23 protein-coding genes are annotated in these 25,556 nt (G+C 46.1%); 22 read left to right on the top strand and 1 reads right to left on the bottom strand.

Going from position 1 to position 25,556, the window contains the following annotated elements; all coding sequences use genetic code 11:
* Positions 1–26: 26 nt before the first annotated feature.
* From BN8908_RS06965 to fimD, 3 genes are read left to right on the top strand one after another with little or no spacing between them, the layout of a single operon-like run.
* The gene (locus BN8908_RS06965; protein ID WP_004293542.1) at positions 27–932 is read left to right on the top strand and encodes a FimB/Mfa2 family fimbrial subunit; all 906 of its coding nucleotides are present in this window, start codon (positions 27–29) and stop codon (positions 930–932) included.
* Positions 933–949: 17 nt separating this feature from the next.
* Positions 950–2,503 (top strand): fimbrial protein, encoded by a 1,554-nt coding sequence (locus tag BN8908_RS06960; RefSeq protein ID WP_004303989.1) that lies wholly within the window; start codon positions 950–952, stop codon positions 2,501–2,503.
* A gap of 6 nt (positions 2,504–2,509) precedes the next feature.
* On the top strand, positions 2,510–4,792 hold the full coding sequence (gene fimD, locus BN8908_RS06955) for a fimbrial tip adhesin FimD (protein ID WP_004303990.1): 2,283 nt from the start codon (positions 2,510–2,512) through the stop codon (positions 4,790–4,792).
* Between the two features lie 476 nt (positions 4,793–5,268).
* Here the strand turns inward: fimD and BN8908_RS18915 are convergent, their stop codons facing one another.
* Entirely contained in the window at positions 5,269–5,520 is a 252-nt protein-coding gene (locus BN8908_RS18915; RefSeq protein ID WP_229032441.1) for a hypothetical protein, read from the bottom strand.
* A 22-nt stretch (positions 5,521–5,542) separates the two neighbouring features.
* Here BN8908_RS18915 and BN8908_RS06950 point away from each other — a divergent pair, with 22 nt between their 5' ends.
* The 19 genes from BN8908_RS06950 (at position 5,543) to BN8908_RS06865 (ending at position 25,556) form a co-directional block, all read left to right on the top strand.
* Entirely contained in the window at positions 5,543–8,011 is a 2,469-nt protein-coding gene (locus BN8908_RS06950) for a hypothetical protein (RefSeq protein WP_229106165.1), read from the top strand.
* Positions 8,012–8,082: 71 nt separating this feature from the next.
* Positions 8,083–8,973, top strand: a complete 891-nt coding sequence (locus BN8908_RS06945) for a DUF5106 domain-containing protein (protein WP_004293538.1) — start codon at positions 8,083–8,085, stop codon at positions 8,971–8,973.
* 20 nt (positions 8,974–8,993) lie between these two features.
* Positions 8,994–9,395, top strand: coding sequence for a hypothetical protein (locus BN8908_RS06940; RefSeq protein ID WP_004293537.1), 402 nt, complete (start codon positions 8,994–8,996; stop codon positions 9,393–9,395).
* Positions 9,396–9,523: 128 nt separating this feature from the next.
* Complete coding sequence (locus BN8908_RS06935) at positions 9,524–10,276, top strand: hypothetical protein (RefSeq protein ID WP_004303991.1); 753 nt, start codon at positions 9,524–9,526, stop codon at positions 10,274–10,276.
* Positions 10,277–11,510: 1,234 nt separating this feature from the next.
* Positions 11,511–12,059 (top strand): UpxY family transcription antiterminator, encoded by a 549-nt coding sequence (locus BN8908_RS06930; RefSeq protein WP_004293535.1) that lies wholly within the window; start codon positions 11,511–11,513, stop codon positions 12,057–12,059.
* Between the two features lie 272 nt (positions 12,060–12,331).
* The gene (locus BN8908_RS06925; RefSeq protein WP_004293534.1) at positions 12,332–12,727 is read left to right on the top strand and encodes a hypothetical protein; all 396 of its coding nucleotides are present in this window, start codon (positions 12,332–12,334) and stop codon (positions 12,725–12,727) included.
* A gap of 34 nt (positions 12,728–12,761) precedes the next feature.
* Complete coding sequence (locus tag BN8908_RS06920) at positions 12,762–13,883, top strand: MraY family glycosyltransferase (protein ID WP_004293533.1); 1,122 nt, start codon at positions 12,762–12,764, stop codon at positions 13,881–13,883.
* A gap of 13 nt (positions 13,884–13,896) precedes the next feature.
* Positions 13,897–14,688 carry a polysaccharide biosynthesis/export family protein gene (locus tag BN8908_RS06915; RefSeq protein WP_004293532.1) on the top strand — a complete coding sequence of 264 codons (792 nt, stop codon included), beginning with the start codon at positions 13,897–13,899 and terminating at the stop codon, positions 14,686–14,688.
* Between the two features lie 14 nt (positions 14,689–14,702).
* The gene (locus BN8908_RS06910) at positions 14,703–17,120 is read left to right on the top strand and encodes a GumC family protein (RefSeq protein WP_004293531.1); all 2,418 of its coding nucleotides are present in this window, start codon (positions 14,703–14,705) and stop codon (positions 17,118–17,120) included.
* Between the two features lie 79 nt (positions 17,121–17,199).
* Complete coding sequence (locus tag BN8908_RS06905; RefSeq protein WP_004293530.1) at positions 17,200–17,433, top strand: hypothetical protein; 234 nt, start codon at positions 17,200–17,202, stop codon at positions 17,431–17,433.
* Positions 17,434–17,522: 89 nt separating this feature from the next.
* On the top strand, positions 17,523–18,218 hold the full coding sequence (locus tag BN8908_RS06900; RefSeq protein WP_004293529.1) for a tyrosine-protein phosphatase: 696 nt from the start codon (positions 17,523–17,525) through the stop codon (positions 18,216–18,218).
* A 63-nt stretch (positions 18,219–18,281) separates the two neighbouring features.
* A complete protein-coding gene (locus BN8908_RS18770) occupies positions 18,282–18,443 on the top strand; it encodes a hypothetical protein (protein ID WP_004293528.1) in 162 nt (53 codons plus the stop codon).
* On the top strand, positions 18,440–19,645 hold the full coding sequence (gene wecC / locus BN8908_RS06895) for a UDP-N-acetyl-D-mannosamine dehydrogenase (RefSeq protein ID WP_004293527.1): 1,206 nt from the start codon (positions 18,440–18,442) through the stop codon (positions 19,643–19,645). The genes BN8908_RS18770 and wecC overlap by 4 nt, the downstream gene beginning before the upstream one ends.
* 96 nt (positions 19,646–19,741) lie before the next feature.
* On the top strand, positions 19,742–20,998 hold the full coding sequence (locus BN8908_RS06890; RefSeq protein WP_004303994.1) for an oligosaccharide flippase family protein: 1,257 nt from the start codon (positions 19,742–19,744) through the stop codon (positions 20,996–20,998).
* A 73-nt stretch (positions 20,999–21,071) separates the two neighbouring features.
* Entirely contained in the window at positions 21,072–22,223 is a 1,152-nt protein-coding gene (locus BN8908_RS06885) for an EpsG family protein (RefSeq protein ID WP_227043624.1), read from the top strand.
* A gap of 122 nt (positions 22,224–22,345) precedes the next feature.
* Positions 22,346–23,428 carry a glycosyltransferase family 4 protein gene (locus tag BN8908_RS06880; RefSeq protein WP_004293524.1) on the top strand — a complete coding sequence of 361 codons (1,083 nt, stop codon included), beginning with the start codon at positions 22,346–22,348 and terminating at the stop codon, positions 23,426–23,428.
* Entirely contained in the window at positions 23,425–23,853 is a 429-nt protein-coding gene (locus BN8908_RS06875) for an acyltransferase (protein WP_004303995.1), read from the top strand. The genes BN8908_RS06880 and BN8908_RS06875 overlap by 4 nt, the downstream gene beginning before the upstream one ends.
* 11 nt (positions 23,854–23,864) lie before the next feature.
* Positions 23,865–24,353 carry a serine O-acetyltransferase gene (locus tag BN8908_RS06870; protein WP_004293522.1) on the top strand — a complete coding sequence of 163 codons (489 nt, stop codon included), beginning with the start codon at positions 23,865–23,867 and terminating at the stop codon, positions 24,351–24,353.
* 9 nt (positions 24,354–24,362) lie between these two features.
* Positions 24,363–25,556 carry a glycoside hydrolase family 88 protein gene (locus tag BN8908_RS06865; protein WP_004293521.1) on the top strand — a complete coding sequence of 398 codons (1,194 nt, stop codon included), beginning with the start codon at positions 24,363–24,365 and terminating at the stop codon, positions 25,554–25,556.

Below are 25,556 nucleotides of genomic sequence, written 5' to 3'. Positions count from 1 at the left end.
TCCTTTAACTCTTCAATCACATATATATGAAATTGACGAATATTGTTTTCTGCCTGACGTTGCTCGCCGGAGCCGCCACATCCTGCATCCGTGAGGATCTGGACGACTGTCTGAGCACGAACACGCTGTTGCTCAGCTACAAGGGCGACGGCACCACGGAAATATTCCCCGACAAGATCTGCCGGGTGGAGATGTTCGTATTCGATGCAGAAAATCGATGCGTCAATTCGAGTATCTTACCAGAGGAACAGGTCAAGGACCGCACGGCTACGCTTCCCCCGCTCGCTGCCGGAGACTACCGGATTGTCTGCCTGGGGAACACCCACCACACGAAGGTCGATGGCATCGCCACGGGCGATTTCGGCCGGATGCTCTTTGCCGCCGGGGATTATTTCGACGAGAAACAGGTTGCCGGCAACGATTCACTTTACTATGCTACGACCTCTTATACCGTACTGCCTTACAGCGGTGATGAAGAGGCAAACCAGACCAAAACCATAGAGTTCGCCAGCTCTCACTACGATCTGTCGGTGGAAGTGGCCGGAGTTCCCGCCCCGGGAACCCGCGCAGGCTCGCTGCCTGTGCTTGAGATATGCGGAGTCTCGCCCTGTACCGATTTTGAGAATCGGGCCTGTGGGGAGGCAACCGACTATTTGCTTGAAACCGAATACGAAGCCGGAAAAGCGTTGCTCACGGCCCGTACCAACATAATGCGTCACAAGAACCACGAGAACGTGAACATCCGCCTGAGCGCCGCCCCGAACGGGGAACCGCTGGCCGAAGTCAACCTCGCCAGGTTCCTTGCCGACAATCCTATTATAGACTGTTCCAAACATGAAGTGCTCATCCCGATACGCATCGAGTTCAAGTCGGGAGAAATCACGGTAAGCGTACCCGAATGGTACATCGAACAAGTGAAACCTGAGTTTTAGACCGAACCGAAAAGAATATGCTGAATACAAGAAAAATATTATACTGGGCAGTTACAGCAGTGTGCTGTGGCCTGTTGCCGTGCGGGTGCGTCAAGGAAGATGCCGCATCGCTCGGGGAACGGCACGATGTGGCAGTGCGGCTCAACGTAGGGACATGCGCTGTCGGCGAAACCGACGGCACACCGACCGGCGAAGAATCGGCCATTCACTCGCTTCGTGTCTATGCCTTTGTAAAAGGACAACTGGCGGGCCACGAGTTCCGGAGCGGAGACATGGAGACTCCGGCTACATTCTGGATGGATCTGACGATGACTTCCCTGACTACCGAAACGGTAGACTTCTACATCATCGCGAACGAGAAGGCCATGAGTACCCCAGGTGCCGAGAAAACCTTTACGGAAAATACTACGGAAGCGGAACTAAATGATTTCACGTTTACCACGCTGACACGAGATGTCCAAGCCTACGGACTTCCAATGTTCGGCAAGGAATCCAAAACAATCGACTTCTCGAAACTTTCTAACCGTCAGCCGATCGACCCCGGCCATTCGGGGCATACACCGCTGGAAGATGTCTTGACGTTCCAACTGAAGCGTCCCATAGGCAAGTTGGGCGTGTTCGCGGCCAAAGAAGCAGGTGAGGCAGGAGAGCTGTGTGTAACGGACCTGACCTTGCTGGAAGCCGGAACGCGTGCGTATAATTACCTGATGCCACAGACCGACGAAACGCTGAAACTGGCAGGCGCCACTGGTACCGGCGAGTTTTCACTCGTCCCCTCTTCAGCACCGGTAACGAAGACGCTGGCCACGAATATCACGCCCGAAGAGAGGCAGAACCCCGAAAACTACACGCCTGTACTGGGGGCTCCTTTTTATCCTTTCGAGAACCCTTGGGGCAGCGATTCGTGGAACACACCGGGTGATGAGCATGGAAACATCCTCAAAATCGGCTACACGTTCGACAGCGAGCCGCGCGAAGGTCTGGTCTATATGCCACGCATTGAAAGGAACAAGTATTATGCGGTATGCTGCCTGATGCACAACAGCGGCAAGATAACTGTCGCATACGATGTGGCCGACTGGGAGGACGGTGGAGATTATCAGTTGGAGTTCGATTACCCTTCCTATGAACTGCTGCAACCTTTCGGTGGAGGGACCGCCCCCTACGCGCAGCCGACGGTTTACTACAATGGCGGCGCATCATCGACAGCGGGAACCTACTCTTTTAGGTTCACCATCACAGGTCCTGTGAGACAGGAATGGCAGCCCACGCTGTTTGATGCCACAGCCGCAGACTATGAACTGACGGTATATCAAAACGTGGATGGTGTCAACACACTCGTGACACCGCCTTATGTGGCTTCCGATACAGCGTACGAAATCCGGGTAAGGGCACTGAAAGGCGAGAACGTGGACAAGCAGTTCTCGTTGGGCATCGCCTATACCCCGAAGTGGGATCCTTCGGGAAGCTCGCTCCTGCTGATCAACATGCAGAGCGGAGCCACGAACTGGACAGGAAGCGAGAGCACCGAGAAGATTGTAATCAAACAGGTTGACATACCTACAAACTAACAAGCGATGAGACGGATTATATACAATATGATGATTTGTTGTGCGGCGGCATGGCTTCTTGCCGCTTGCAGCAAAGATGACGATCTCCCCGGCGGGCAGACAGGAGGTAACGGCAACAGCATTATCCTCGACATCTCGTCGGGAGCGTTGCCGGTGAGTCGTGCTACCGTACCGGCCGAAGGGGCGGAGGTCGCAGTGAGCCATATCGACGTGCTGATTTTCAACGATACCGACGAGAAAACGAAGGTGTGGAGCGACCGGGTGAACGCGTCAGCCAATGAAACGGGACGGATTACACTGCCCGTAAAACGGTCGTCTTTTACGGAAAATGAGAGGTATTGGGTGTATCTGATCGCCAACAGCACCCACCCGGAAAAGGATTTTGAAAACCTCGCGAACCTGAACGCCTTGAAGGCGATGACGCAGGAGGACGAGAACATTCACCTGACAGGGAAAGACATTGAAGGTGTCCCGGGAACATTCCTCATGGACGGCATAGCCTATCCCGAAGGGAACGATGAACCGGCGGTTGCTGCTCCGGTCGTCCTCTACGACGGCTCGCAAGGGAATGACACGCGGCTGGCGGTCACGCTGCGCAGGGCAGCGGCAAAAGTCGTGGTGACCATCAACAAAGGCCAAGACGTGACTTTTGATTCCAAAGGCATAGGTTACTACCTGCGCAATATGCCCTATACCACATCGGTAGTGGCGGGTGCGGACGGTGCGGCAAAGCTGAGGAATACCGCCCAGACCTCCGGCGGCTATCTTGAGTGGACGGCGAACAAAATTACCGTAACGGCTTACATGTATGCCCATGCTTGGGACAATGGAAGTTCCATGGAGCAGGAAGTGCGCCTGGTGATGAACATTCCCCTGACTTACCAGAAGGATACCGACCCGCAACTGCGTCCCGATAACTACTACCAGATTCCTGTCTGTAACGGCAAGGCCCTGAACCGCAACACCTGCTACAGGGTAACGGCAACGGTCAATGCCCCCGGAGCGGAAAATCCCTCCACACCGGTGCAGTTGACGGATTTGAAATATACCGTGGAGAATTGGATAGACGAGACGGTAAATGTCGGAGGCGGGGACCGCCCGACTTTCCTTGTGCTCAACCGGTACGACCTGGAAATGCACAACAAGGAGGACGACCGCACCAGCCTGATCTTCACCTCCTCGTCGGAAGTGACGGCACAGATTACCCGGGTTTACTATATAGACAAGTTCGGAAGGGAACAGAACTTGGAGAAAAGATACCCCGATAATCCAAACGATAACGAATGGGGAGTGAGTACCGGATACAGATGGCGCAGCCATGGCAACATCCTCATTACTCCCGACAAGGGGCTCAACGGCAAGCTGGATGTACACAGCGACCTCCCCAGGAACAATACGATACGTTATATCGAAGTCCGGGTAACAAATGAGGACGGCAACGAACGTACCGTAACCATTGAGCAGTATCCGTTGGAATATATCACGAATATCCAGGGGTGGTACTCGTACCGCGATGATTTCAAGAATTCAGATCCTAACCCGACTACCTATGAATATGTAGGTGATAAAATTACCGGAATCGCCCTTGCCACCAGAAATATCTCCAGTTGGAACGGAGAATATAGATACCTAACGGGGACAGATGGTTTATTTGGAGGTCCTCCGGACGGATTCTTCGTTTCAAAAGTAGCAAAATTGAGGAATGATGGAAGCGGACAGTCTGATTTATATGAATACTATTACACATCAAACTCAAACAGACTTCGGGAATCCCGCTATAGCGAAATTAACGGCAGAATGTACACCATTGTATTGACAGGGACATCCAGTGAATATACTCTTGGCCGTCCACGTATGGTCCAGGATACATACCATCCGGAACTTATGGTTACGGATCCGGGACAGGACAATGCCCAATTGGTCTCGCCGTCATTCATGATAGGTTCCTGTGTAGGCGAATTCCAAGTTGGAGGAGGAAACCTGAAGCTGGACGGGAGTGACAACAGTGTCCGCGTTGCACGCGAGCACTGCGCGCATTATGTAGAAACGTATAAAGACCCGAAAACCGATAGGACGGTTACCTTGGATGACTGGCGCCTGCCCACAGAAGCCGAACTTAAAATCATTTTTAAATTCCAGGGCTCGAAAGACCAGGATGCAGACGCCATAGACTACCGCTTGAACGGACAGTACTATTACAGCGCAAGCGGAAGATTTTATAATGAGAAATACACCGTTAGCGGTACCGGAGTGGCCTGTGTACGCGATGCCTACGGTAAAAAGGAATAAACGTAGAAACCTGTCAAAAAGAAACGAAATATGATAAAGGAAATAATAGACAAGCTTGTCGCCCTGCTTGCGGTATCGGCCCTGCTCGCTTCGTGCAGCGAAAGCGAGTTGTGGCAGAATCCGCAGACCGAGGCACGCGACGGCTACATCATGCTGAATTTCAAGACGGAAATTCCTGCGATGCAGGAAGTCGTCACCCGTGCGGTAGACCCTGACGGTGGCGGAGTGCAAGATATGACACTTTTCTGCTTTGACAGTTACGGGCTTTTCATCTCTACCGTCAAGGCCGGTGTCACGGTGCAGAAGCCCGGCCCGGGGGAGATGGAGGGCACATTCAAGGCTGAGGTGCCCGAAAATACCCGGACCATCCATTTCCTGGCCAACCAGAATATGGATGAATTCAAGGAGGACAGTTTCCGCAACAAGTCGGAGTCCGAGGTCATGGCAGTGTTGGAGGGCTCGTCCGGACGCATGATCTATTGGGGCCGTTTCGCCTGCGATGCAGGAAACGACAGCAATATAGCCGAACAGATGGCCACCTCGGGCAATTCCGTCAAACTGATCCGCAACCACGCGAGAATCTCCGTCGACAACCCGGACAATAACGGGCATATCGTGATTACGGGCTTTGCGGTCTGCAACACCAACGCTTTCGGAACGGTGGCCCCGCACCACCCGAAGAAAGGCTTTGATTTCACGTGGCCTTCCAGCGACGACCCCTTCGTCACGCTTCCCGTGAACGATGCCAAGATGAGCGATATTACGGACGTGACATCCAGCATGAACCAGTATGTCTTCGAGTGCGAGAACAGTGCCGATGCCCCTGTCAGCGTAATTCTTCGGGGACATCTTCCGGATCAGGACGAAGAGAAATACTACCGTGTCCTGCTGGTTGACGACAAGGGCGAGCAGCTCCTCGTGCGCCGGAACCACCATTACAAGCTTCACATCGAGGGCGCGCTATCTTTCGGTCAGGCCTCCTTTGCCGAGGCGTTGGAAGCGGCAGCCACGAACAACGTATGGATTTCCATTTCCGATGAAGTGAACGAGGTGGAAGATACGGACTATATCCTGACAGTAGAGAAGACTTTTGTCGTACTGGACGAGAGCTTTACGGAAAACGGAGGCAGCTACACGCTCAATTATACCATTAAAGGAAAAAATGACAAAGCCATCACCGAAGCCGATGCCGCAACGGTCTCCTGGATAGACAACGGGGTGGCGACGCAGACATTCGAGACGAAATTCGAGGTCGTGAACGGTGTCGGACAGGGACATATCCAGATACACCTGCTTCGTTTGGAAAATAACGAGAAACTGGAAGGTACGCTGCTTGTCAAGAAGGGACGGCTGCAACGCAAAATCAAGGTCATCACGATCAGGAAGCAGTCTTTCGTGCCTGCATGGGTCGGGACGGAAATATACGGTAATTTAGGGAACGGTGCCAACAAGAACAACCGTGCCCATGTTACGGCCATGTTCACCATACCCGAAAGCTGTCCCAAGGAGCTGTTCCCGATGAATGTGTACCTTTCCGTTGGCGATCTGGATATCCGCAACGCTTCGGGCATGGAACTGCCCGTGGTGCGCGAGGCGGACAATGACTGGTACAGCAGCGGTGAAATCTCTTCCGTCTATCAAGGCAAAGAGCCGGATTACAAATTTGTCTACACGGCCGATGGTCCCGGCGTCCAGCGTGTCTATTTCGAGAACATATTGAATCAGGAAAACGGCTACGAGGGCACGCTCTATATCGAAGCCGAATATTTCGAAACGATGCGGCGCAAGTTCAAATACTCCACCAATCTCGTATCCATCACGGTGCAGGGACTGAACAAATACGATGCCGTAGGCTCGGGCGTACAAGATGAAGTGATATACTATCGTCTGGTTCCACAGAAAAAAGGAGCCAACGTGCAGTTTGACATGCTGCTGGCAGAGAGGTCCGACAATGATCAAGGGACAGGGAACGACAATCCTGCCAATGCGCAAGGCAAAGACGAATTCCTGCTCTACTCGCAATACCTGGATTATTACGAGGACGGTGAGGAACCCGATGCCGGAGTGACTGCATTCGATTGCAAATTCTATCCCGATGAATCGAACAATTGGTGGCAGACCAACAATCCCCAAGGTGGCCGTATGCTGATGTTCAAACCGAGAACTGAAGTTTTGAGCAGCCCGTCGCAAGGTACCGGAAGATATTCCATCTACATGAAGACCAACCGTGCCCGGAGCGCCGAGGTGATCCACATCGCCTCCAACGACAACCGGCTCGGACCGGTATTGCCGGAAGATGCAAACGAGGATAATCCCGGTATATATGGCGGCCGATCATACCGCAGTACGACTTTCGAGCTGGCCAACTACACCCCGTTCCGGTTCGGAGCCCGCGTGAAGTACGGCAACAACGACTGGCAGGGAGAGGCCGACGAGCCTGACCGCACGGTAGCATCCGGTGCCATACCGGCAGACATACCGGAAAAAGTCACCCCGTTGGAATGGACATATCAACCCGACCAGCGGGTGGATATCGGCATCGATGTGACGAGCTTTGCCGGTTTTGACAACAAGTCGGTGGATCCTTTCGGCCAAGCGTTCGAAATCTATATCGACGCGCCTATGCTGAAAATCGATGCCGGCCGTCTTGCGGAAAACAGACTGGACGGAACCAAACTGAAAGCGCATCCCACGATTCCCGGGCGTTTTGTCTATACCGTGGATGCCAAGCGGGAGACGGAACGGCGATATGGTACGGATGATATTGCTAACACGGACAATATTGCCTCCAGTCAGCGTGGGGAACGCAAGACCCTGCCGTTCCTTGTGAATAGCGTCGTAAGTGCCGGGGACATCGTGATTTCGTCCGATGAAAGCCGGGTAGTGTATTATTCCAAGACTTTCCGTGTGTCGAACCAATCGATTGCCGGGACGCTTCAATATAAAAATACCGCCGGCGTGGTGCAAAACATACCGAAGGATGCTTTCGTATCCTTCGAGCGTACCCGCAACGGAAGCCGTATCGGGTCGGTAAGCGTAACAGCCGACGGCCAGTACGAACTTCGGCTTCGCAAGGAATATGAGTTTAACTGGTACACGGACGAGGTGGAACTGCATTACACAGGTGACGGAGGCATGGTTTATCATGCGACATACCCGAGCCTGTCCAGCCTGTTTGCCAGTCCGCACATCGTACTTGAACCGTCTGCCGGCGAATGAGATTTTCCGAACCGGTATATGCAACGGCACCGGACGTTTCCACATCCGGCGCCTTTTTAACAACATAAGATATGAAGATGCTGAATCATACTTTTTTCGCCTGTCTTTTGGGCATGAGTCTCGTTTCCTGTTCACATGCCCAACAGCAGAAAACCAAGGAATTCCGTCTGCCCGACGTGCCTGTCACGCTGACGGCGCCTGAAGACAGGGCGGCGTACTTGTCCCTGCATTACTGGGACCACTTCGATTTTGCCGATACGTCGCTCATCTCCCGTCCTGAAATCACCGAGCAGGCCTTTGTCGATTTCCTCGGCATCCTGCCCTATACCGACCGGGCACAGGCTGCCATCGATACTCTTTTCCGCCGCGCCGCAACCGGACAGGAGATGCTGTATCACTTCATCGGGCTGAGTGACAAGTACCTCTACGAGCCCAATTCGCCCATGCATGACGAGGAACTGCATATCCTCGTATTGCGGGCACTGCTGGACAACCCCTGCCTGTCCGATACGGACAAGATACGTCCCCGCTACCTGTTGGAAATAGCCATGAAGAACCGTCCGGGAGACGTGGCGGCGGATTTCACCGTCACTTGCCGGGACGGCAGGCGCAGGCAGCTCTCCGGCATAAAGGCCGACTACGTGCTGGTTTACTTCAACGACCCCGATTGCGAGGACTGCCGCCGGGTGAAGGAATTGCTCACCCTGTCCCCGGTTGTGAACGACCTGTTGGAGTCCGGCCGTCTGAAACTCCTCTCCGTGTGTGTGGAGGGCAAGACCCCCGCGTGGGAAAAGGCGGAATTTCCCGCCGGTTGGATAGATGGTTATGATGCCGATCAGCGGCTTACCCGCGAACAGGTGTACGACCTCAAGGCGATGCCCACCCTTTACCTGCTCGATGCGGAAAAACGGGTGATACTCAAGGACGCTTCGTTCGAGCAGGTGGAAGAACGGTTGTCCTGAAAGATGCCTCATGAAAGCCTATGAAGACATCCGGAAAAGACAGTAAGGAGAGCAACCGTTTCAGGGGCATCAGGCCGGAGACGGAGGAGAAATACCGCCGAGCGATCGAGATGTACGCTTCCACGGAGCTTTCCGGCTGTGAGATATGCCGTATCTGCGAAGTGACAGAATCGGGTTTCCGGTGTTACCTGACCAAGTACCACCGTGAACTCGTGCTGGCCCGTTACGCTATACTGTGCAGCAAAGAAGAGGCCGGGCAGATTAAGTTGGGACAGCTCCGGGGACAGTTGCCCGCTACCCGTGTCAAATACAAGGATACCATCGAGGCGTGCGGGAGCATGGAGCATATCGGATTGCACGTAAATTCGGGTTGGAAGGCACGAATCTGGGCAGGCAGCCGTGTACGCACTACCCCGAGATAATCGAATGGCGCGAGAAGGTGCGCGATTGGCTGGGTATCGGTGACGGGCTGCCGCGCGGCACGCGCCGCTCCTGCAAGGAATAGTATGCTGAGGCCGTCAGGCTCTTGCAGGGTAACTCGTATGTCACGGTGCCGGAGGTTGCCGACTCCTGCGGGCTTTCCTATACCGGACTGGAACAGCACCTGTTGTTCTACCATAAGGATCTGGTGAAGCGGCGCATCAGGATACGCAAGAAGGCTCTCCGACGGCAGCGGAAAGGGGAAATCACCGGTCGGGGTACCGTGCACGCCCCCTCTCCGGAGTTGGTGGAGAAGTATGCCGAAGCGGTGCATCTGTATGCCACGACACCCATGTCGGCCGCACGGATAGCCGGGAAGACGGGAGTGTCGAAGAAGGGATTCTACGAGCACCTGCAAAGGTGGCATCTGGACCTGGTATGCAGGCGGAAGAATATCCCCTACGAGGAAGGGCGGCTAGTGGACTGGTCTAAAGTCCGGAAATACAACCCCGCGACAAAGGCCAAATATGCCGAAGCCATCCGCCGGCTGAAAGAAAGCGGGCTGCCGACGGCACAGGTCGCCGCCGAGTTCGGGCTGCAACCCGAAGCGTTCCGCAGCTACCTGAAGGAACACGAGCCGGAACTGTATGCCCGGAAGGGAATGGTCAGGACGGATACGGGCGGCGCGGTGTCCCGCCGCAGCATGGAGAAATACAGCGAGGCCATGCACCTGTACGGCACGACAACCGAAAGCGTGAAGTCGTTGGCCAGGCGGTTCGGGTTCAACGACTGCTCGTTCGGGCAGTTCATCAGAAGGAATTTCCCCGAACTGGTCGAAAAGCACAACGAAATCGTCCAGAAAAAAGGAAAACAAAATAAATAACCGGCTTTCGTATGCCGCTCCGTTGCGGAAGATAAGCTGTCATAGACAGTCTGACAAAATTCAATTAGGATACCTACTATCAAAATGATTTGCAGGATTATCCGATTCTGTCATTTTTCAATACACTCTCTCTAATAATCATCAAGGTTAGATGGACATTCATCGCATTTTTTTTCTGTCTTTTAATCCTAAGTGTTGCATAATATCGGATAACGATTTAGGTTCAACGCAGCTGACAATCTTATTCAATCGACTATCAACTTTTGGGGAACCCCCAAGCATCATGGACATTTTTTAATATCCGGTTGCGATAAATACAGATAAATACTACATCTTCTCTCAAAATACTGTTATTGGGGACCCAGCATTATACCTTGATTTATAAAAACAAGGAATCTATATACCAATTTACTGTCAACCAACTTTCTTCCAACTTCGCCATACTTTCTCTATAAACAGATAGAGTTAAGTTACTTACTATCTGTTGGGGAAAACAAAAATTTTTTCTCTGTTTATAGAGGAAATAAGCAATTAAATGCGGGTAAAAGAAAACTTGCTCCTTATCTACAGAACGTAGCCCATTTGAAACCCGTTTAGACTTACTTAGCATGAAGTGACAAAAATTTGGCATGAAAACAAGTATCCTCGTCATGCGCTGTAAAGTGGTACATAATATATAGTATGAAAACGTCTAATTATTGGGAAGTGTATGACCGATAAGTTCAGACTAACAATAATGAAGCAAAAAAGGTTTTGTTACAAATAAGTCTGAGTGTAAGTTATAGAGAGATTGTTCGACAAAAATTCCGTTCTCTCCATAAGAGAAGTATTTGGGATACAAAATTATACAATTCACTGAAAATAACAATATAAAAATGATATAATTTTCAACCGAGTGCCTCATTTCAAACAGATGTTATAGGTTTTACTCAACAGTTGTTAAGTGAATCGTCTTCCAAGCAAATAAAACAAATATTGTTTACTAGCTGATTACAACCAATTTTATATTCAAATACTTCTCTTATGGAGAGAAGTAGCAGAAGATGGAGCCGGAAACGGCTTCAGAGATTTTGTGCATGTGTGAGATAACGGAATCTTTTATGGTGTAAACATGAACAGATATACTGACATGGGAAGTTATTCTCCAGCTTTTGAAAAGAATGTTTGTAACTGCTTGATATGTAGTATAATTTACAATCTTGCAGGATTAGAAGAATTGTCCTAAATCCAAAATATGGCTACTTCGGAAGGTGAAAAACAGACATGCTGGTACGTGATGCGCGACCTTAAACGGGCCAATGCCAAGTTGCCCGCATACAAGCAACTGTTGAACGAGCATTTCGAGGTGTTCACTCCCATGAAAGAGCAGTTGAGTGTTCATGGCGGCAAACGGACTCGGGAAGAAGTTCCCTTTATCCAGGATTTGCTTTTTGTTCATGATACCCAGGAAGCTATTGATCCGTTTGTGGAAAAGTATCCCACGATACAGTATCGTTTCCAGAAGGGAGGTGGTTACAAAAATCCGATGACTGTCGCTGATGCGGACATGGAGCGGTTCATACATGCTGTAAGTGTGTCGAAAAATCCGAAATATTATCTTCCTGGCGAATTGACACCCTCTATGTGCGGACGGCACATCCGTATTGTAGGCGGTCCTTTGGACGGTTATGAAGGAAAATTGCTGACTGTACGCGGGTCGAAAACGAAACGTCTGTTAGTGGAGCTGCCCGAGTTCTTTTCCGTAGGGGTGGAAGTCAATCCCGAATATATCAGGCTATTATAAAATAATGATATGTAAGCCCGACTCTATTTTGGATGATATATGGTCCAAAGTTAAAGCGGTGTGCATTGATTATGACCTGCCGGACGAGCTGCGGATATTAAAGGTTATGCTCCGGAACAAGATGAGTACTGGTTTCTGTTATCTGTTTTGACAAATGCATCTGTACAGAACAGCCCGGCGCATGTTACAATGAGGATAAAACCTGCATTTCTGGCTTTGTAAAATTGAATATACGCTAATTCCCGACAACGGATGAAACATTTTTGAAAGTAATGAATGGTTACAATTCCGGAACTGAGCCTTGCTGGATGCCATTGATGGAACTCATCGAAACATGCCTGTTCGACATCATTCACACAGAAGATACAACCGGACGATTCATTCGTCTGTATGGAGCAGGTGACTATTGGCACGCATTCGAAGAATCCGCCTACCAATTGAGTCAGCTGTTCGTGACACACGATGTAACTGTACTCAGGCATAAAGTTTACCCATTTCCCGTTTTAATGGTCAGCATCTCGGATGACGAACTCCAGGCTTACGGCAAAAATCACATCTTCAGAAAGAAAGTATCAGGGTACAGGGAACTTGTTGGGATAGGAATCTCGATGAAGCGGTACAAGGAATGGCACAAAAAAGAGGTGATGAAATTCTCTTCTCTTCCATGACTTTGCACAAGTAAAGAACAAATTCTGACATAATATGATTTTTTGGATAGTTAATTGCAGTATTGCATTCCTGATCTGTGTGTTCTGTGCGGGTATCATCATTCCCCAGATTTTGTTGATCGCTTTCCGCAAGCGGTTATTCGACCTTCCCGACGAACGGAAGATTCATCATTGTGCCGTGCCCCGGTTGGGCGGCATCGCATTCAAGCCGGTAGTGTTTTTCACCGTAGCCTTGTTGCTGGGGATCAATATGGTTATGGGGCATTCGGAGATGTTGTCCGAAATCGAGAACGATGTTCGGCCCTTGGCTTTCGCCTTCTGCTCCATCATGGTTCTGTATCTGGTTGGCATGGCCGATGACTTGATCGGCATCCGTTATCGAGCCAAGTTCGTTATCCAGATTCTGTGCGGCATGATGCTTATCGCCGGTGGTATATATATCGATAACCTGTACGGCATTCTAGGCATTCATTCGGTTCCATTATGGCTGGGGTATCCTCTGACCATTCTGTTCGTGGTCTTCATCATCAATGCCATCAACCTGATCGATGGCATTGACGGACTGGCTTCCGGGCTATGCAGTATTGCCTGTTTGCTTTATGGGTTGACTTTTCTTATGTTTCACCAGTATATATATGCCATGCTGGCGTTCGCCACATTAGGGGTGTTAGTGCCGTTCTTTTATTACAATGTTTTCGGGAATGCCGAGCACGGAAAAAAGATTTTCATGGGTGACACAGGCAGCCTGACCGTTGGCATGATGCTCTGTCTTCTCAGTCTCAAGTTGACTATGTGTGGGACAGATGATAATACGGTACATATAAATCCGATGGTGCTGGCATTCTCCCCGCTGCTGATTCCTTGCTGTGATGTGGTCCGGGTTTATCTGCATCGGGTACGCAACGGAAAGAACCCGTTCTTGCCGGATAAGAACCATATCCACCATAAACTACTTGCTGTCGGAATGCAGCAGCGAAGTGTCATGATTATCGTCATATCCGTATCGACCGTATTCATACTGTTTAATATTCTTCTCTCCCTTTATCTGAATGTAAACTGGATCGTACTAGTCGATATCCTGATATGGACTTTCACCAATATCCGACTGACGAAACGTATCGGACAGCTTCAGTCGAGACAGGCAACCAACAAATAAAAATCAATGAAATATGAAAATCAGATACATTTTACTCTTATTGACCGTGGCTTCCCTGCTAGGATCATGTGCCGCGCCGAAAGTCGCTTATTTTACGGACCTGAAACCGGGTATGGCAGAGCAGGTTCTTAATCCATTGGAAATCAGGGTACGTCCCGAAGACAAGATTTCCATATTGGTCAACAGCAAAGACCCTTTGTTGATGGACCTTTTCAACCTTCCGATTATATCCCGACAAATCGGTATAAGATCAGAAGCATCCAACAATCAAGGAATGTCAGGATACACGATAAACAAGGATGGAAATATCGATTTTCCCGTGCTGGGGCATATCCATGTGGCGGGAATGACACGCGAGGAGATTGCCTTGTGCATAAAAGAAGAGTTGATCTCGAAAAACCTCGTAAAAGATCCGGTAGTAACAGTGGAATTCATGAACCTGACCGTTTCCGTGTTGGGTGAGGTCGCCAACCCCGGACGTTTCAATATCGACAAGGACAGGCTGACGCTCCTGGACGCTTTAAGCATGGCCGGGGACCTTACCGTCTACGGGAAACGGGAGAACGTGCTGGTACAGCGGGAGGAAAACGGCAAAAAGACCCTGTACCGGGTCAATCTGAATTCGGGATATGACCTTTATGCTTCTCCCGTGTACTACCTGCAACAGAACGATATTGTTTATGTCGAACCTAACTCGGTCAGGGCAAGACAATCGACAGTCAATGGGAACAACGTGCGGTCTACCTCTTTTTGGTTATCGTTGGCCTCGCTGCTGACCACCATTACCGTGTTGATCGTGAAATAAATATAGAATCTGATATGGCCGTAAATCAAAAGAATACAAAACCGGGACAGCCGGATGATTTCCTGCGGATACAGGATCTGTTGTACCTGTGCCTCGCGAGGTGGAAGTGGTTCGTCCTGTCTTTGGCGATAACGACAGGTGTTGCTGCTGTCTATCTGCTGTGTACCCCTGCCGTATATACACGCACTGCTTCGGTGTTGATCAAGGAGGATTCCAAAGGCAAGTCGGTTTCCCCGGATCTGGAATCCTTTTCGGAGTTTGGGTTGTTCCAGTCCAGCACCAATGTAAATAACGAACTCATCACCTTTCAGTCGCCGGCTTTAATGACCGAGGTAGTTAAACGATTTCGTTTGGATATGAATTACTTCGTTCCGGGGAAATTCCACCGTCAGGTGGCCTATGGACTGACATTACCAGTGGATGTAACGATAAGTGACTTTCCTGAAAACGAATCGGCTGGGTTTACATTGGAAGTACAGCCAGACAGCACATTACTCTTATCCGACTTTACACGTAACGGGACGGAGCTCGACGGAAAGGATATAAAGGGCCGCTTGCTCGACTCCATCACTACGCCATTAGGGAAAATCATTATCCATGCAACCCCCAATTATGTGAAAGGCGAGACATACACATTGTATGTAGGTAAATCCAGTTTGTATGATGCTGTAAACTCCTGCTCGTCCAATCTGTCCGTTTCATTGAATAATGAGAAAGCGTCAGTTATCGACCTGTCATTCAGGGATAATTCTGTACAACGGGCGGAGGATGTATTGAGCATGTTGATTTCCGTTTATAATGAGAACTGGGTGAAGGACAAGAACCAGATCGCTATCAGCACCTCGATGTTCATCAACGAGCGTTTGGGCGTAATCGAACAGGAACTGGGCAACGTGGACGAGGACATTTCATCCTACAAGTCCGAACATCTGTTACCCGACGTGCAGGCGGCTTCGAGCATGTATATGGCGCAGAGCAGCCAGACGAATGCGCAGATTCTGGCTTTGAACAACCAGCTCTACATGACCCGCTACATCCGGAACTATTTGTCCAATGACGCCAACCGTACCCAACTGCTTCCGGCCAATTCCGGCATTGAAAGCGCCAATATTGAATCGCAGATTGCCGAATACAACAAACAACTGTTGCAGCGCAACAGCCTGGTTGCGAACAGTAGTACGGAAAATCCGCTGGTCGTTGATATGGATCAGGCCCTGGCATCCATGCGTGGGGCGATAATCAGGTCTATCGACAATCAGATAGTAACCTTGAATTCGCAGATAAAAAGTTTGCGGCAGACGGAGCAACAGACAACATCACGTATAGCAGCTAACCCTACACAAGCCAAATACCTGCTCTCGGTGGAACGCCAGCAGAAGGTAAAGGAGGCTCTTTATTTGTTCTTACTGCAAAAGCGTGAGGAGAACGAACTCTCACAGGCATTTACGGCCTACAATACCCGTATTGTTGCCCCGCCCCACGGTAGCATGTTGCCGATGTCACCCGTGCGCAAAAACATCTTAATGGTCGCGTGTGCTTTGGGACTGCTTATTCCGGTAGTCATTATCTTTATATGTGAGAACATGAATACCCGTGTACGGGGAAGAAAAGATCTGGAAAGCGTAACCGTACCGTTCATCGGTGAAATTCCGCTGTTCACAAGAAAGAAGAAAGGAATATTCAGAAAGAAACCACAGGAAGTCAGGGCCATTGTTGTCAAGGAGGGCAGCCGTGACATCATCAACGAGGCATTCCGTGTATTGCGTACCAACTTGGAGTTCATGACTGGCAAGGATAAGGCATCGAATGTCATCATCGTGACCTCGTTCAATCCGGGCAGCGGCAAGTCGTTCCTGACCATGAATATCGCCGTGAGCTTTGCCATTAAAGGGAAGAAAGTGTTGGTAATCGACGGTGACCTGCGTCACGGCTCTGCGTCATCCTATATCGACTCTCCTACCAAGGGGTTGAGCGACTATCTTGGCGGCAGGATTGACAATCTCAATGAAATAATTGTCACCAATCCGAAACAGAAATATCTGGACATCCTTCCTGTCGGCACCATACCTCCCAACCCCACCGAACTGTTGTTCGACGACCGGCTGAAACAGGTAATAGATACCGTAAGGGAACAATACGAATATGTGCTGATTGACTGTCCGCCCATCGAACTGGTGGCCGACACGCAGATAATCGAGAAGCTGGCTGACCGTACTATTTTCGTGGTTCGTGCAGGATTGCTTGAACTGAGTATGCTTGCTGAACTGGAGAAAATCTACGGGGAGAAAAAATACAAGAACATGTCCCTGATCCTGAATGGAACCGAGGGAAGCGGTGGTCGCTACGGATACCGTTATGGCTATCGGTATGGTTATCACTATGGTTACGGTTCGGAATATCACTATGGTTCCGATGAAAAATATATAGAGTAAATCGTTGATTATCAAGCAATTAAATACGGAGTAAGAATGTAAATTTGATTTCCCTATTGTTTCACTAAAAATCACAACTATGGCACAGAACGATTTTACAGAAGACAAAGCGACCTTATTCGGTGCGGGTATGGTTACTGTAGGTGTATTTGGTAAAACAGCATTGATTACCAAAGGAGTCGGAGTGGTTGCCGCAACAAAAGCCGGAGTATTGGCTGGTGGATTTATCTGTCCTCCTGCGGCTATCTGTATCGGTTTAGCTTGTGTTGGGGCCGGGTTGATAAATCATTTCGGCAAGCGAAACTGGTGGTGAAGTTTATCACCGGGACAATCAATTCATTCCCGGATTCCGCATATATGTCATGTGGAATCGGGAATGATTAAAAAGTTTTATGTCATTATATGTGGTTTTTTAAAAAAAGGGAAAAACAAAATATAATAAAGCTAATCGGTTTTACAGACTATCATTCGCATATTCTTCCGGGCGTGGATGACGGTGTACAAACGATGGACGAATCTTTGGAAATTCTACGTTTGTATGAGGAGCAAGGGATCAAATCCGTATGGCTCACACCGCACATCATGGAAGACATTCCCAATACGACTGCCCATCTTCGCGACCGTTTTGCAGAATTGCAGGCTGCTTACACAGGTGGCGTACAACTGCACCTTGCAGCGGAAAACATGCTTGACAATCTCTTTGAGGAACGGCTGGGAAAGAATGACCTGCTACCTTTAGGCGAGAATGGCGACCACCTGCTGGTGGAAACCTCTTATTTCAGTCCTCCGATGGGCTTGAAAAATATCCTGCTTCGCATCAAATCTAAAGGATACCACCCTGTTCTCGCCCATCCGGAGCGTTATGCTTATATGGATGAATCGGATTACCGACAGCTAAAAGACATGGGTGTGAAATTCCAGATTAATCTTCCATCAATAGCGGGTATGTATGGCAACCGGATTAAGAAAAAGGCCATGTTTCTTATGAGAGAACAGGCTATTGCTTATATAGGGACAGATATTCACAGTTACAGTATATTTCAAAAGTTCATTTGTACAAGCGTTACAAGAAACGTACAAAAACTGCTTGATTTATAGTCAAGATTATTGCGGCTATGGATAGCCAAGCTATAACAAAAATTCCTATTAATAAACAACAAGATGACAAGCGGAGAAAAGGCTCTTTATCATTCCATTATAGAGCAGTTAAAAGATAAGGAACTTTCCGATAGCCAAAAAGACAATTTTGTGAAAAAGCTGGATGAACTGTTCAAAAGTATGAATGACCAATCAAAAGAATTTCAATTAAACTCAATTTTATGAAAGCATGTTTTATGGGCTTGGGCTATATCGGATTGCCTACAGCCATTATCGCAGCAAAGCACGGAGTACAGGTAACGGGTGTTGACATCAACCCCAAAGTTGTAGAGCTGACCAATCAAGGTAAGCTCCACATCATTGAACCGGGGATGGAAGAAATGCTGCAAGAAGTTGTGAAAAACGGGACATTGCACGCAAGCACGAAGCCGGAGACAAGTGACGCTTACTTTATGGTTGTTCCCACCCCGTTCAAAGGTAATCATGAGCCTGATATTTCGTATGTAGAGGCGGCAACTCGTGCTGTACTTCCTTTTCTCAAGGAAGGTGACTTATATGTAATTGAAAGCACATCACCCGTTGGTACGACTGATAAAATGCGTGACTTAATTTTCGCTGAGCGTCCTGAATTGGAAGGTAAAATTTATATCGCCTATTGCCCCGAGCGTGTACTTCCGGGCAATGTGATTTATGAGTTGGTACATAACGACCGTGTCATTGGCGGTATGAACGAAGAAAGTACAACAAAAGCAATCGAGTTCTACTCGCAGTTCGTACAGGGGACGCTGCATCGGACTAATTGCAAGACCGCTGAAATGTGCAAACTGACTGAGAACAGCAGTCGTGACGTGCAGATAGCTTTTGCCAATGAACTTTCATTGATTTGCGACAAGGCAGGGATTAATGTTTGGGAACTTATCAGGCTTGCCAACAAACATCCGCGCGTAAATATCCTGCAACCTGGCTGTGGAGTCGGAGGTCATTGTATTGCTATCGATCCATATTTCATTACAGCGGATTTTCCGGTTGAAAGTCGCATAATTTCTACAGCACGCGAAATCAACAATTATAAATCGTTCTATTGTGCTGAAAAAGTAAAGAACGCCATGTTTGAATTTGAACTGAAAAATCACTGTAAGCCTGTGGTAGCAATGATGGGGTTGGCATTCAAACCGGACATTGACGATTTGCGTGAATCTCCAGCAAAATATATCACAACTAAAGTAATGCAAGGATGTAATAATGCCAACATTTTAGTGGTAGAGCCAAATGTGAAAGAACATAACGTGTTCAAGTTGACAGACTATAAAGAGGCTTATGACAAAGCCGATATTGTTGTGTTCCTTACAGCCCATACACCTTTCAAAGAACTACCGTGGAAAGATGATAAAGTGATACTTGATTTCTGTGGAATATTTAAGCAATAGAGGTAGACAATCATTAAGTTTACCAAGACTTACCCTCCCAATAAACGTACACATATACTGATTGCAGATTTACAGAAAATCTATTGCTTTAAGAAGATGACATTAAGCCAAGTTTTCAAATCAAGATTGTTGTCAAATATTTGGAATCAGTTTCTCCTTTATGGTTTCAGTAGCATTATACCAATTCTACTAATTCCATATTTGTTGAACGTTATAGGAGTAGAAAAATACGGTCTTGTAAATTTTGCCATTATATTTAGCTTTTACTTTCAGATATTCAATGAGTTCGGTTTCGATTTATCTAATGTCAGGCATGTCGTCAATAATAGAGACAATCAAGAAAAATTGGGAAGGATAGTTTCTTCTATTCTGCAATGTAAGTTTTTTCTCATACTCTGTTCTCTATTTGTTTATATTTTAGTTGTAGGGTTGATTCCTTCACTAAGGAATGAACTCACGCTTTATATATTAGCCTTTATTCGTTTGATAGGGGTTGTCATTGCTCCCTATTGGCTTTTCCGTTCAATGGAGGACATTAAATATATAACACGTATCAGCGTGCCAATAAAGCTATTATGTATATTGCCTATTTTTTTAATCGTTAAGTCTACTGATGATTATGCATTGGTGATGTTGTGCTATGCTCTTGAAACATTTGTTTCAGGTATTGTCGCTTTATTCATTGCCCAAAAAAGATACGGGATCAAACTTCAAATAGTCTCGGCACAAGAAGTGAAATTTTATCTTAAGGATAGTATTCCGTTTTTCTCATCAACTTTTTTGATGAGAGCCTATAAAACAATGAATACCTTAGTGCTTGGCTTTATTCTTGGAGATTTTGCAGTCGGATTATATACAGCTGCGGAAAAACTTCATAATGCGTATTCATCATTTGTTTCTCCGCTTTTATCTCAGATATTTTACCCATATTTCACAAGGATAAAAAATATGGGTAGAGCGACTAAGATGGTATTGCTTTTATGTATTGCCAATACAATCGCTTTAGCTTGTATATATTTCTTATCACCGTATCTTATACCGATTTTTATTAAGACTGAAACAGCAAGTATAACCACGTATTTCAACCTATTCTTGCTTTTATTGGCGATTAGTGTGCCAGCTGACATGTTCGGTTTCCCTTATTTGGGCGTACTTGGAAAAATCAATGAGGTAAATATGACAACCATTTATTCTGCAATCATATACATCATTGTTGTCCTTGTCTTGATTCTTACTCACAGTATTAGCATAGGAAGTGTTATTTGGGCTTTGATTATAGCGAACGTGGGATGTTTGGTTTTGCGCCTATATTTAGCCAATAAAGTAAGAGTTGGTAATGTTGATAAACAATAGGATATACAATATAGATACTAATTCTCGACATTGGGCTATTTCTTTAGCCTTAATTGTAATCTTGTCTGTAATAATGACATTTATTCCTTTTGTAGGACTGTGTTTGTCATTAATGTTTTTCAGACAAAGGTTTGCCCCCATTCTATTTATTATCTTTTCTTTCTATTTTGGTTGGTTTTATGAGCCACAAATGGATTTGTTGGTTCATTATGAGCATTTTCATCGTATTGCCGACAAATCATTGGTTGAGCAATGGATGGACTCTGGAACATCAAAATATGGCAAAGAAATATATCCTGTATTATTTAAATATTTCATTGGTTTAATTGCTGATAACCGGAATTTTTTCTCTGCTTGTGCGTGTGTGGTATATACTTCTCTATTTATATTTGGAGTCGTAAAACCACTCCAGCCATTATATATGCAGAAAATGTCAATTCCTGCATGGCTACTCTTCCTGGGAGTGATTTTTACTGTAGAATACTATTGGTTTCTCGGTTTTCGCTTTTGGAGCGGAGCATTTGTTTTTACTGGCTTCTATTTGAGATACCTTAATTCAGGAGCCGTTAAGTACCTTTGGTTATCTGCGTTATGTATTTGTTTTCACTATTCACTACTCGCCTTATGTGTCGCGGCTGTATTAAACCTACTCTTGCGATATAGGTTTAAAGTGTACTATTTAATTCTTATCGTATCATTCATCGTTCGCTTTGCGAAAATCGCGTTTGTCACTAATATCGCACAATTTGGCATATTTGAAAACTACGTCAAAGAGAGCGTTAGGAATCAAAATATCATACAGTCTGTTGGAAAGTATGCAGAGGAAATACGCGAGTATGGTAATCAGTTCTATTTGCTTCGTGAAACAATTGCCGTTTTCGGTGTCTTGGCTGTGATCTATATACTATATAAAAAAATAGGGAAAGAATTTTGGGAGCAGAATGTCAAATTCTGGGGGTTCTGTATTCTCCTATTGTCTTTTGCCAATTTCGGATATGTCAGTTTGACTTTTTATGATAGATTCTTCAAACTTGCCGTGCTATTCTTATATGTTTTTACATATATGTGGGTTATGGATATTCAATCCAAATTGAGTTTTAAGTCCCAGCTACTAATAACTATGGTTACAATTATACCGGTATTGTATTTCATTGTTACACCATTAGTTGAACAGAGGCACATGTTGTTCCAACTAAACTTATGGTTTAGTAATCTATGTTCATGATGAAAAATTTTGTAATCTGAATTTCTCATCGTGCTGATGTATGGTCTATGGATAGCTACCAATACGAACAACCAAAAAGGCATAACATCAGAAAACGAAAATAGATTAACCGTTGATGTTCAATGTTCTTAATTATTTTAATCATATCAATTGAAACACTAACAATGAGGGTATTAATAACTGTTCCCACTAAATCCGGATATGGAGGAGTAACTAATTATTATTTAGGGATTAAAGAGTATTGGAAAGAAAATATTGAATATTTTTATTTCGGTCGTAAGCCTTGGCGTAATATATTTTATCCATTTTTAATTATCCGTTTTATAATCCGATTGATTTGCTTTAAACCTGATATAGTACTACTTAACCCATCGCTTGGAGATAAAGCCTTAAAACGAGATTTTATATATTTAAACATTTGCCGATTTTTCAGAAAGAAAACATCCGTATTTATTCATGGTTTCAATTTCGAGTATGCTAAAAATGCAGATTGGAAATGGATAAGTGCCAATTTGAATAAGGCCTTGTGTATTTTTGTGTTATCCCAAGATTTCAAGAATGAATTGATAAGGAGGGGGATAAAATCTGATATACATCTAACTTCGACAAAAGTACCCGATTATTTTATTTCAGGTTTTGACCTTTCGATGAGACAAGGAAAAGCCGAAAACATTATGTATAGCGGGCGAATAGAAAAGGCCAAGGGTGTATATGAAACAGTCGATACATTTTCAATACTTAAGTCACAATACAAGGATCTGACATTGACCTTTGTCGGTGATGGCTCAGAACTTCCTATGTTGAAACAATATGTTGAGAATAAGAAAATAAAGGATGTCCGTTTTACTGGAGAGTTACGTGGGGAAGATTTTAAAAAGGAATACATTAACGCCGATATGTATTTGTTTCTAAGTTATACGGAAGGTATGCCAACTGTGGTTTTGGAAGCAATGATTTTCGGACTCCCTATTTTTACCAGAAAAGTGGGTGGCCTAATAGATTTCTTTGAAAATGGAAAGATGGGATATATATCAAGTTCGTTAGATCCGGCAGTTTTTGCAGAAGCAATGAAACCATATATCGAGAATCCTGCTAAAATGAGGAGTGTATCAATATATAATTCCGAATATGCGAAAACCCATTTTGTTGCATCCGTTGTTGTCCGAAAATTTGAAAATACACTAAAGAAATATATTGAGCTATGAATATTCTGAGAATCAAGAAGCTAATATTTTTACACCTCCAACATCTACCCATGAAATCAAGGGCATGGAGACCATTAGTTTGCAAATGGGGTGGAGTGCAGATAATCAGCCCCAAAAGAACGTTTATCGGTGAGGGCGTCATATTTGACACAAATTATCCACAAGATATTTTTATCGAAGAAGGTGTTCGTTTGACATCGGGGGTGAAAATAGTAACACATTTCATGAATCCTAATACTGGAAGTTACGACAGGGGGAAGGTTCATATCTGCAAAGGCGCCTATCTCGGAATGAATACTTTGGTGGTAAAACCTGTAACAATTGGAGAGCGAGCTATAATTGGAGCAGGTTCTGTTGTGACCAAAGATATACCAGCCAATGAAGTTTGGGCAGGAAATCCCGCAAAATTTATAAGAAAACGGTAGGATTAATTCATATGGACATTATATCATTCTATAGGGTAGAACGTTGGCTATTTGAACGCCATATTCCGGTTTTGCCCAAAATCGTACAACTATTGATTTTTCTCATTTTCAATTCAAAAATAACCGCTGATTCAAAAATAGGAAAAGGGTCATACTGTGTGTGCAAAGGGATTAGCACTGTCTTAATACCGGGAACAGAAATCGGAGAAAATTGCGTATTAGGATTGCGATTTTCTACTGTACGGCAGTTTCCATATAAAGAAGTTCCTTGTCTAAAGAATAATGTTTGGGTGGGACCTAATGTTATTATTGCTGGCCCTGTTGTAATAGAAGATGATGTGGTAATCGCTGGAAATTCATTTGTCAACCGAAGTGTTCCCAAAGGTGCTATTGTAGCAGGATGTCCGGCAAAGATTATTGGCTGGAGAAAGAATCTTGATTATGCGATTGAGACAAACCCAAAGTATAAAGATGGCCGTATGCCATTCTTGACAAAATGAATAACACCAATGAATGATATTGCAGATGCTTTTTATAAGCTAAAAATTTATTGTGAGACTGAACATTTCAAGGGTTGGGATCCGTATGATGGTCTCAACTCTAAAATTTTTCAGGCAATTCCGCTGCTGAAAAAGTCTGTATTGTGCAGATTGATGGTCATACAAGGTTTCAAGCGTTGCCCTTTCAATATGAGACGGATGGCTTTCGTTCCGAAAGAGTATAACGCAAAAGGTATCGGGCTGTTCTTGTCCGGATATTGCAATCTGTATAAAGTTGTGGAAAATCATCCGCAATTATCCGAAAAAATGGGAACGTTGGAGATGATAAAGGCTCGGATTGAAGAATTGGCAGAGTTGCTTATATCCTTACAATCTAAAGGCTACAGCGGTGCTTGCTGGGGGTATAACTTCGATTGGCAGGCACGCCGTCTGTTTCTTTTTCCCAAATTCACGCCCACAGTAGTTGCTACAAATTTCTGTGCCACGGCACTGATGCAGGCATATGAAATAACTAGGAACAAACACTATTTGGAGATTGCATTAAGTGCAGCGGATTTTGTAATAAAAGATTTGCATCGCACGCCGTATAATGGTGGCTTTCTCTTTTCTTATAGTCCGTTAGAGGGTAATGACACTGTGTTCAATGCTTCGCTGCTCGGTTCTCGATTGTTGAGTTATTGTTTTTATTATACACAACAGGAGGAATACAAAAGACTAGCGGAGCTATCCATTAAAGCCTGTTGTTCCGGGCAACGGGAAGACGGGGCTTGGGTATATGGAATGCTCCCCGTACAGAATTGGGTAGACAGCTTTCATACAGGATATAATTTAGATGCGCTGATCGCTTATCAAGAGTTGACAGAGGATCATGCTTTCAATGGTTACATCGAAAAAGGTTTCGACTACTATGTCAATCATTTTTTCGAAGCGGACGGAACTCCTAAATATTATGATAACCGAATGTATCCTATTGACATCCATTGTCCAGGGCAGCTATTGATAACATTGACCCGCCTACATAAGATGAAAAAATATGAGGAACTTGCCAAAAAAGTATTGCAATGGACAATCCGAAATATGCAAGATAAAAAGGGGTATTTCTACTACCAATTAAAACCTGGCATCAGTTCTAAAATCTCGTATATGCGATGGAGTAATGCATTTATGTTTAATGCAATGTCGCATTATTTACTCGCAATATAA

It is taken from the genome of Culturomica massiliensis (assembly GCF_900091655.1).
GTDB lineage: Bacteria > Bacteroidota > Bacteroidia > Bacteroidales > Marinifilaceae > Culturomica > Culturomica massiliensis.
The sequence above is the reverse complement of the archived record's forward strand: the minus strand, read 5'-3'. Positions and strand labels throughout refer to the sequence as shown.

Excerpts from the sequence above, each read along its gene's own strand:
- BN8908_RS06965 (WP_004293542.1), top strand. The coding sequence starts at position 27 with ATGAAATTGACGAATATTGTTTTCTGCCTGACGTTGCTCGCCGGAGCC.
- BN8908_RS06960 (WP_004303989.1), top strand. The coding sequence starts at position 950 with ATGCTGAATACAAGAAAAATATTATACTGGGCAGTTACAGCAGTGTGC.
- fimD (WP_004303990.1), top strand. The coding sequence starts at position 2,510 with ATGAGACGGATTATATACAATATGATGATTTGTTGTGCGGCGGCATGG.
- BN8908_RS06950 (WP_229106165.1), top strand. The coding sequence starts at position 5,543 with ATGAGCGATATTACGGACGTGACATCCAGCATGAACCAGTATGTCTTC.
- BN8908_RS06945 (WP_004293538.1), top strand. The coding sequence starts at position 8,083 with ATGAAGATGCTGAATCATACTTTTTTCGCCTGTCTTTTGGGCATGAGT.
- BN8908_RS06940 (WP_004293537.1), top strand. The coding sequence starts at position 8,994 with ATGAAGACATCCGGAAAAGACAGTAAGGAGAGCAACCGTTTCAGGGGC.
- BN8908_RS06930 (WP_004293535.1), top strand. The coding sequence starts at position 11,511 with ATGGCTACTTCGGAAGGTGAAAAACAGACATGCTGGTACGTGATGCGC.
- BN8908_RS06925 (WP_004293534.1), top strand. The coding sequence starts at position 12,332 with ATGAATGGTTACAATTCCGGAACTGAGCCTTGCTGGATGCCATTGATG.
- BN8908_RS06920 (WP_004293533.1), top strand. The coding sequence starts at position 12,762 with ATGATTTTTTGGATAGTTAATTGCAGTATTGCATTCCTGATCTGTGTG.
- BN8908_RS06915 (WP_004293532.1), top strand. The coding sequence starts at position 13,897 with ATGAAAATCAGATACATTTTACTCTTATTGACCGTGGCTTCCCTGCTA.
- BN8908_RS06910 (WP_004293531.1), top strand. The coding sequence starts at position 14,703 with ATGGCCGTAAATCAAAAGAATACAAAACCGGGACAGCCGGATGATTTC.
- BN8908_RS06905 (WP_004293530.1), top strand. The coding sequence starts at position 17,200 with ATGGCACAGAACGATTTTACAGAAGACAAAGCGACCTTATTCGGTGCG.
- BN8908_RS06900 (WP_004293529.1), top strand. The coding sequence starts at position 17,523 with ATGTGGTTTTTTAAAAAAAGGGAAAAACAAAATATAATAAAGCTAATC.
- BN8908_RS18770 (WP_004293528.1), top strand. The coding sequence starts at position 18,282 with ATGACAAGCGGAGAAAAGGCTCTTTATCATTCCATTATAGAGCAGTTA.
- wecC (WP_004293527.1), top strand. The coding sequence starts at position 18,440 with ATGAAAGCATGTTTTATGGGCTTGGGCTATATCGGATTGCCTACAGCC.
- BN8908_RS06890 (WP_004303994.1), top strand. The coding sequence starts at position 19,742 with ATGACATTAAGCCAAGTTTTCAAATCAAGATTGTTGTCAAATATTTGG.
- BN8908_RS06885 (WP_227043624.1), top strand. The coding sequence starts at position 21,072 with ATGACATTTATTCCTTTTGTAGGACTGTGTTTGTCATTAATGTTTTTC.
- BN8908_RS06880 (WP_004293524.1), top strand. The coding sequence starts at position 22,346 with ATGTTCTTAATTATTTTAATCATATCAATTGAAACACTAACAATGAGG.
- BN8908_RS06875 (WP_004303995.1), top strand. The coding sequence starts at position 23,425 with ATGAATATTCTGAGAATCAAGAAGCTAATATTTTTACACCTCCAACAT.
- BN8908_RS06870 (WP_004293522.1), top strand. The coding sequence starts at position 23,865 with ATGGACATTATATCATTCTATAGGGTAGAACGTTGGCTATTTGAACGC.
- BN8908_RS06865 (WP_004293521.1), top strand. The coding sequence starts at position 24,363 with ATGAATGATATTGCAGATGCTTTTTATAAGCTAAAAATTTATTGTGAG.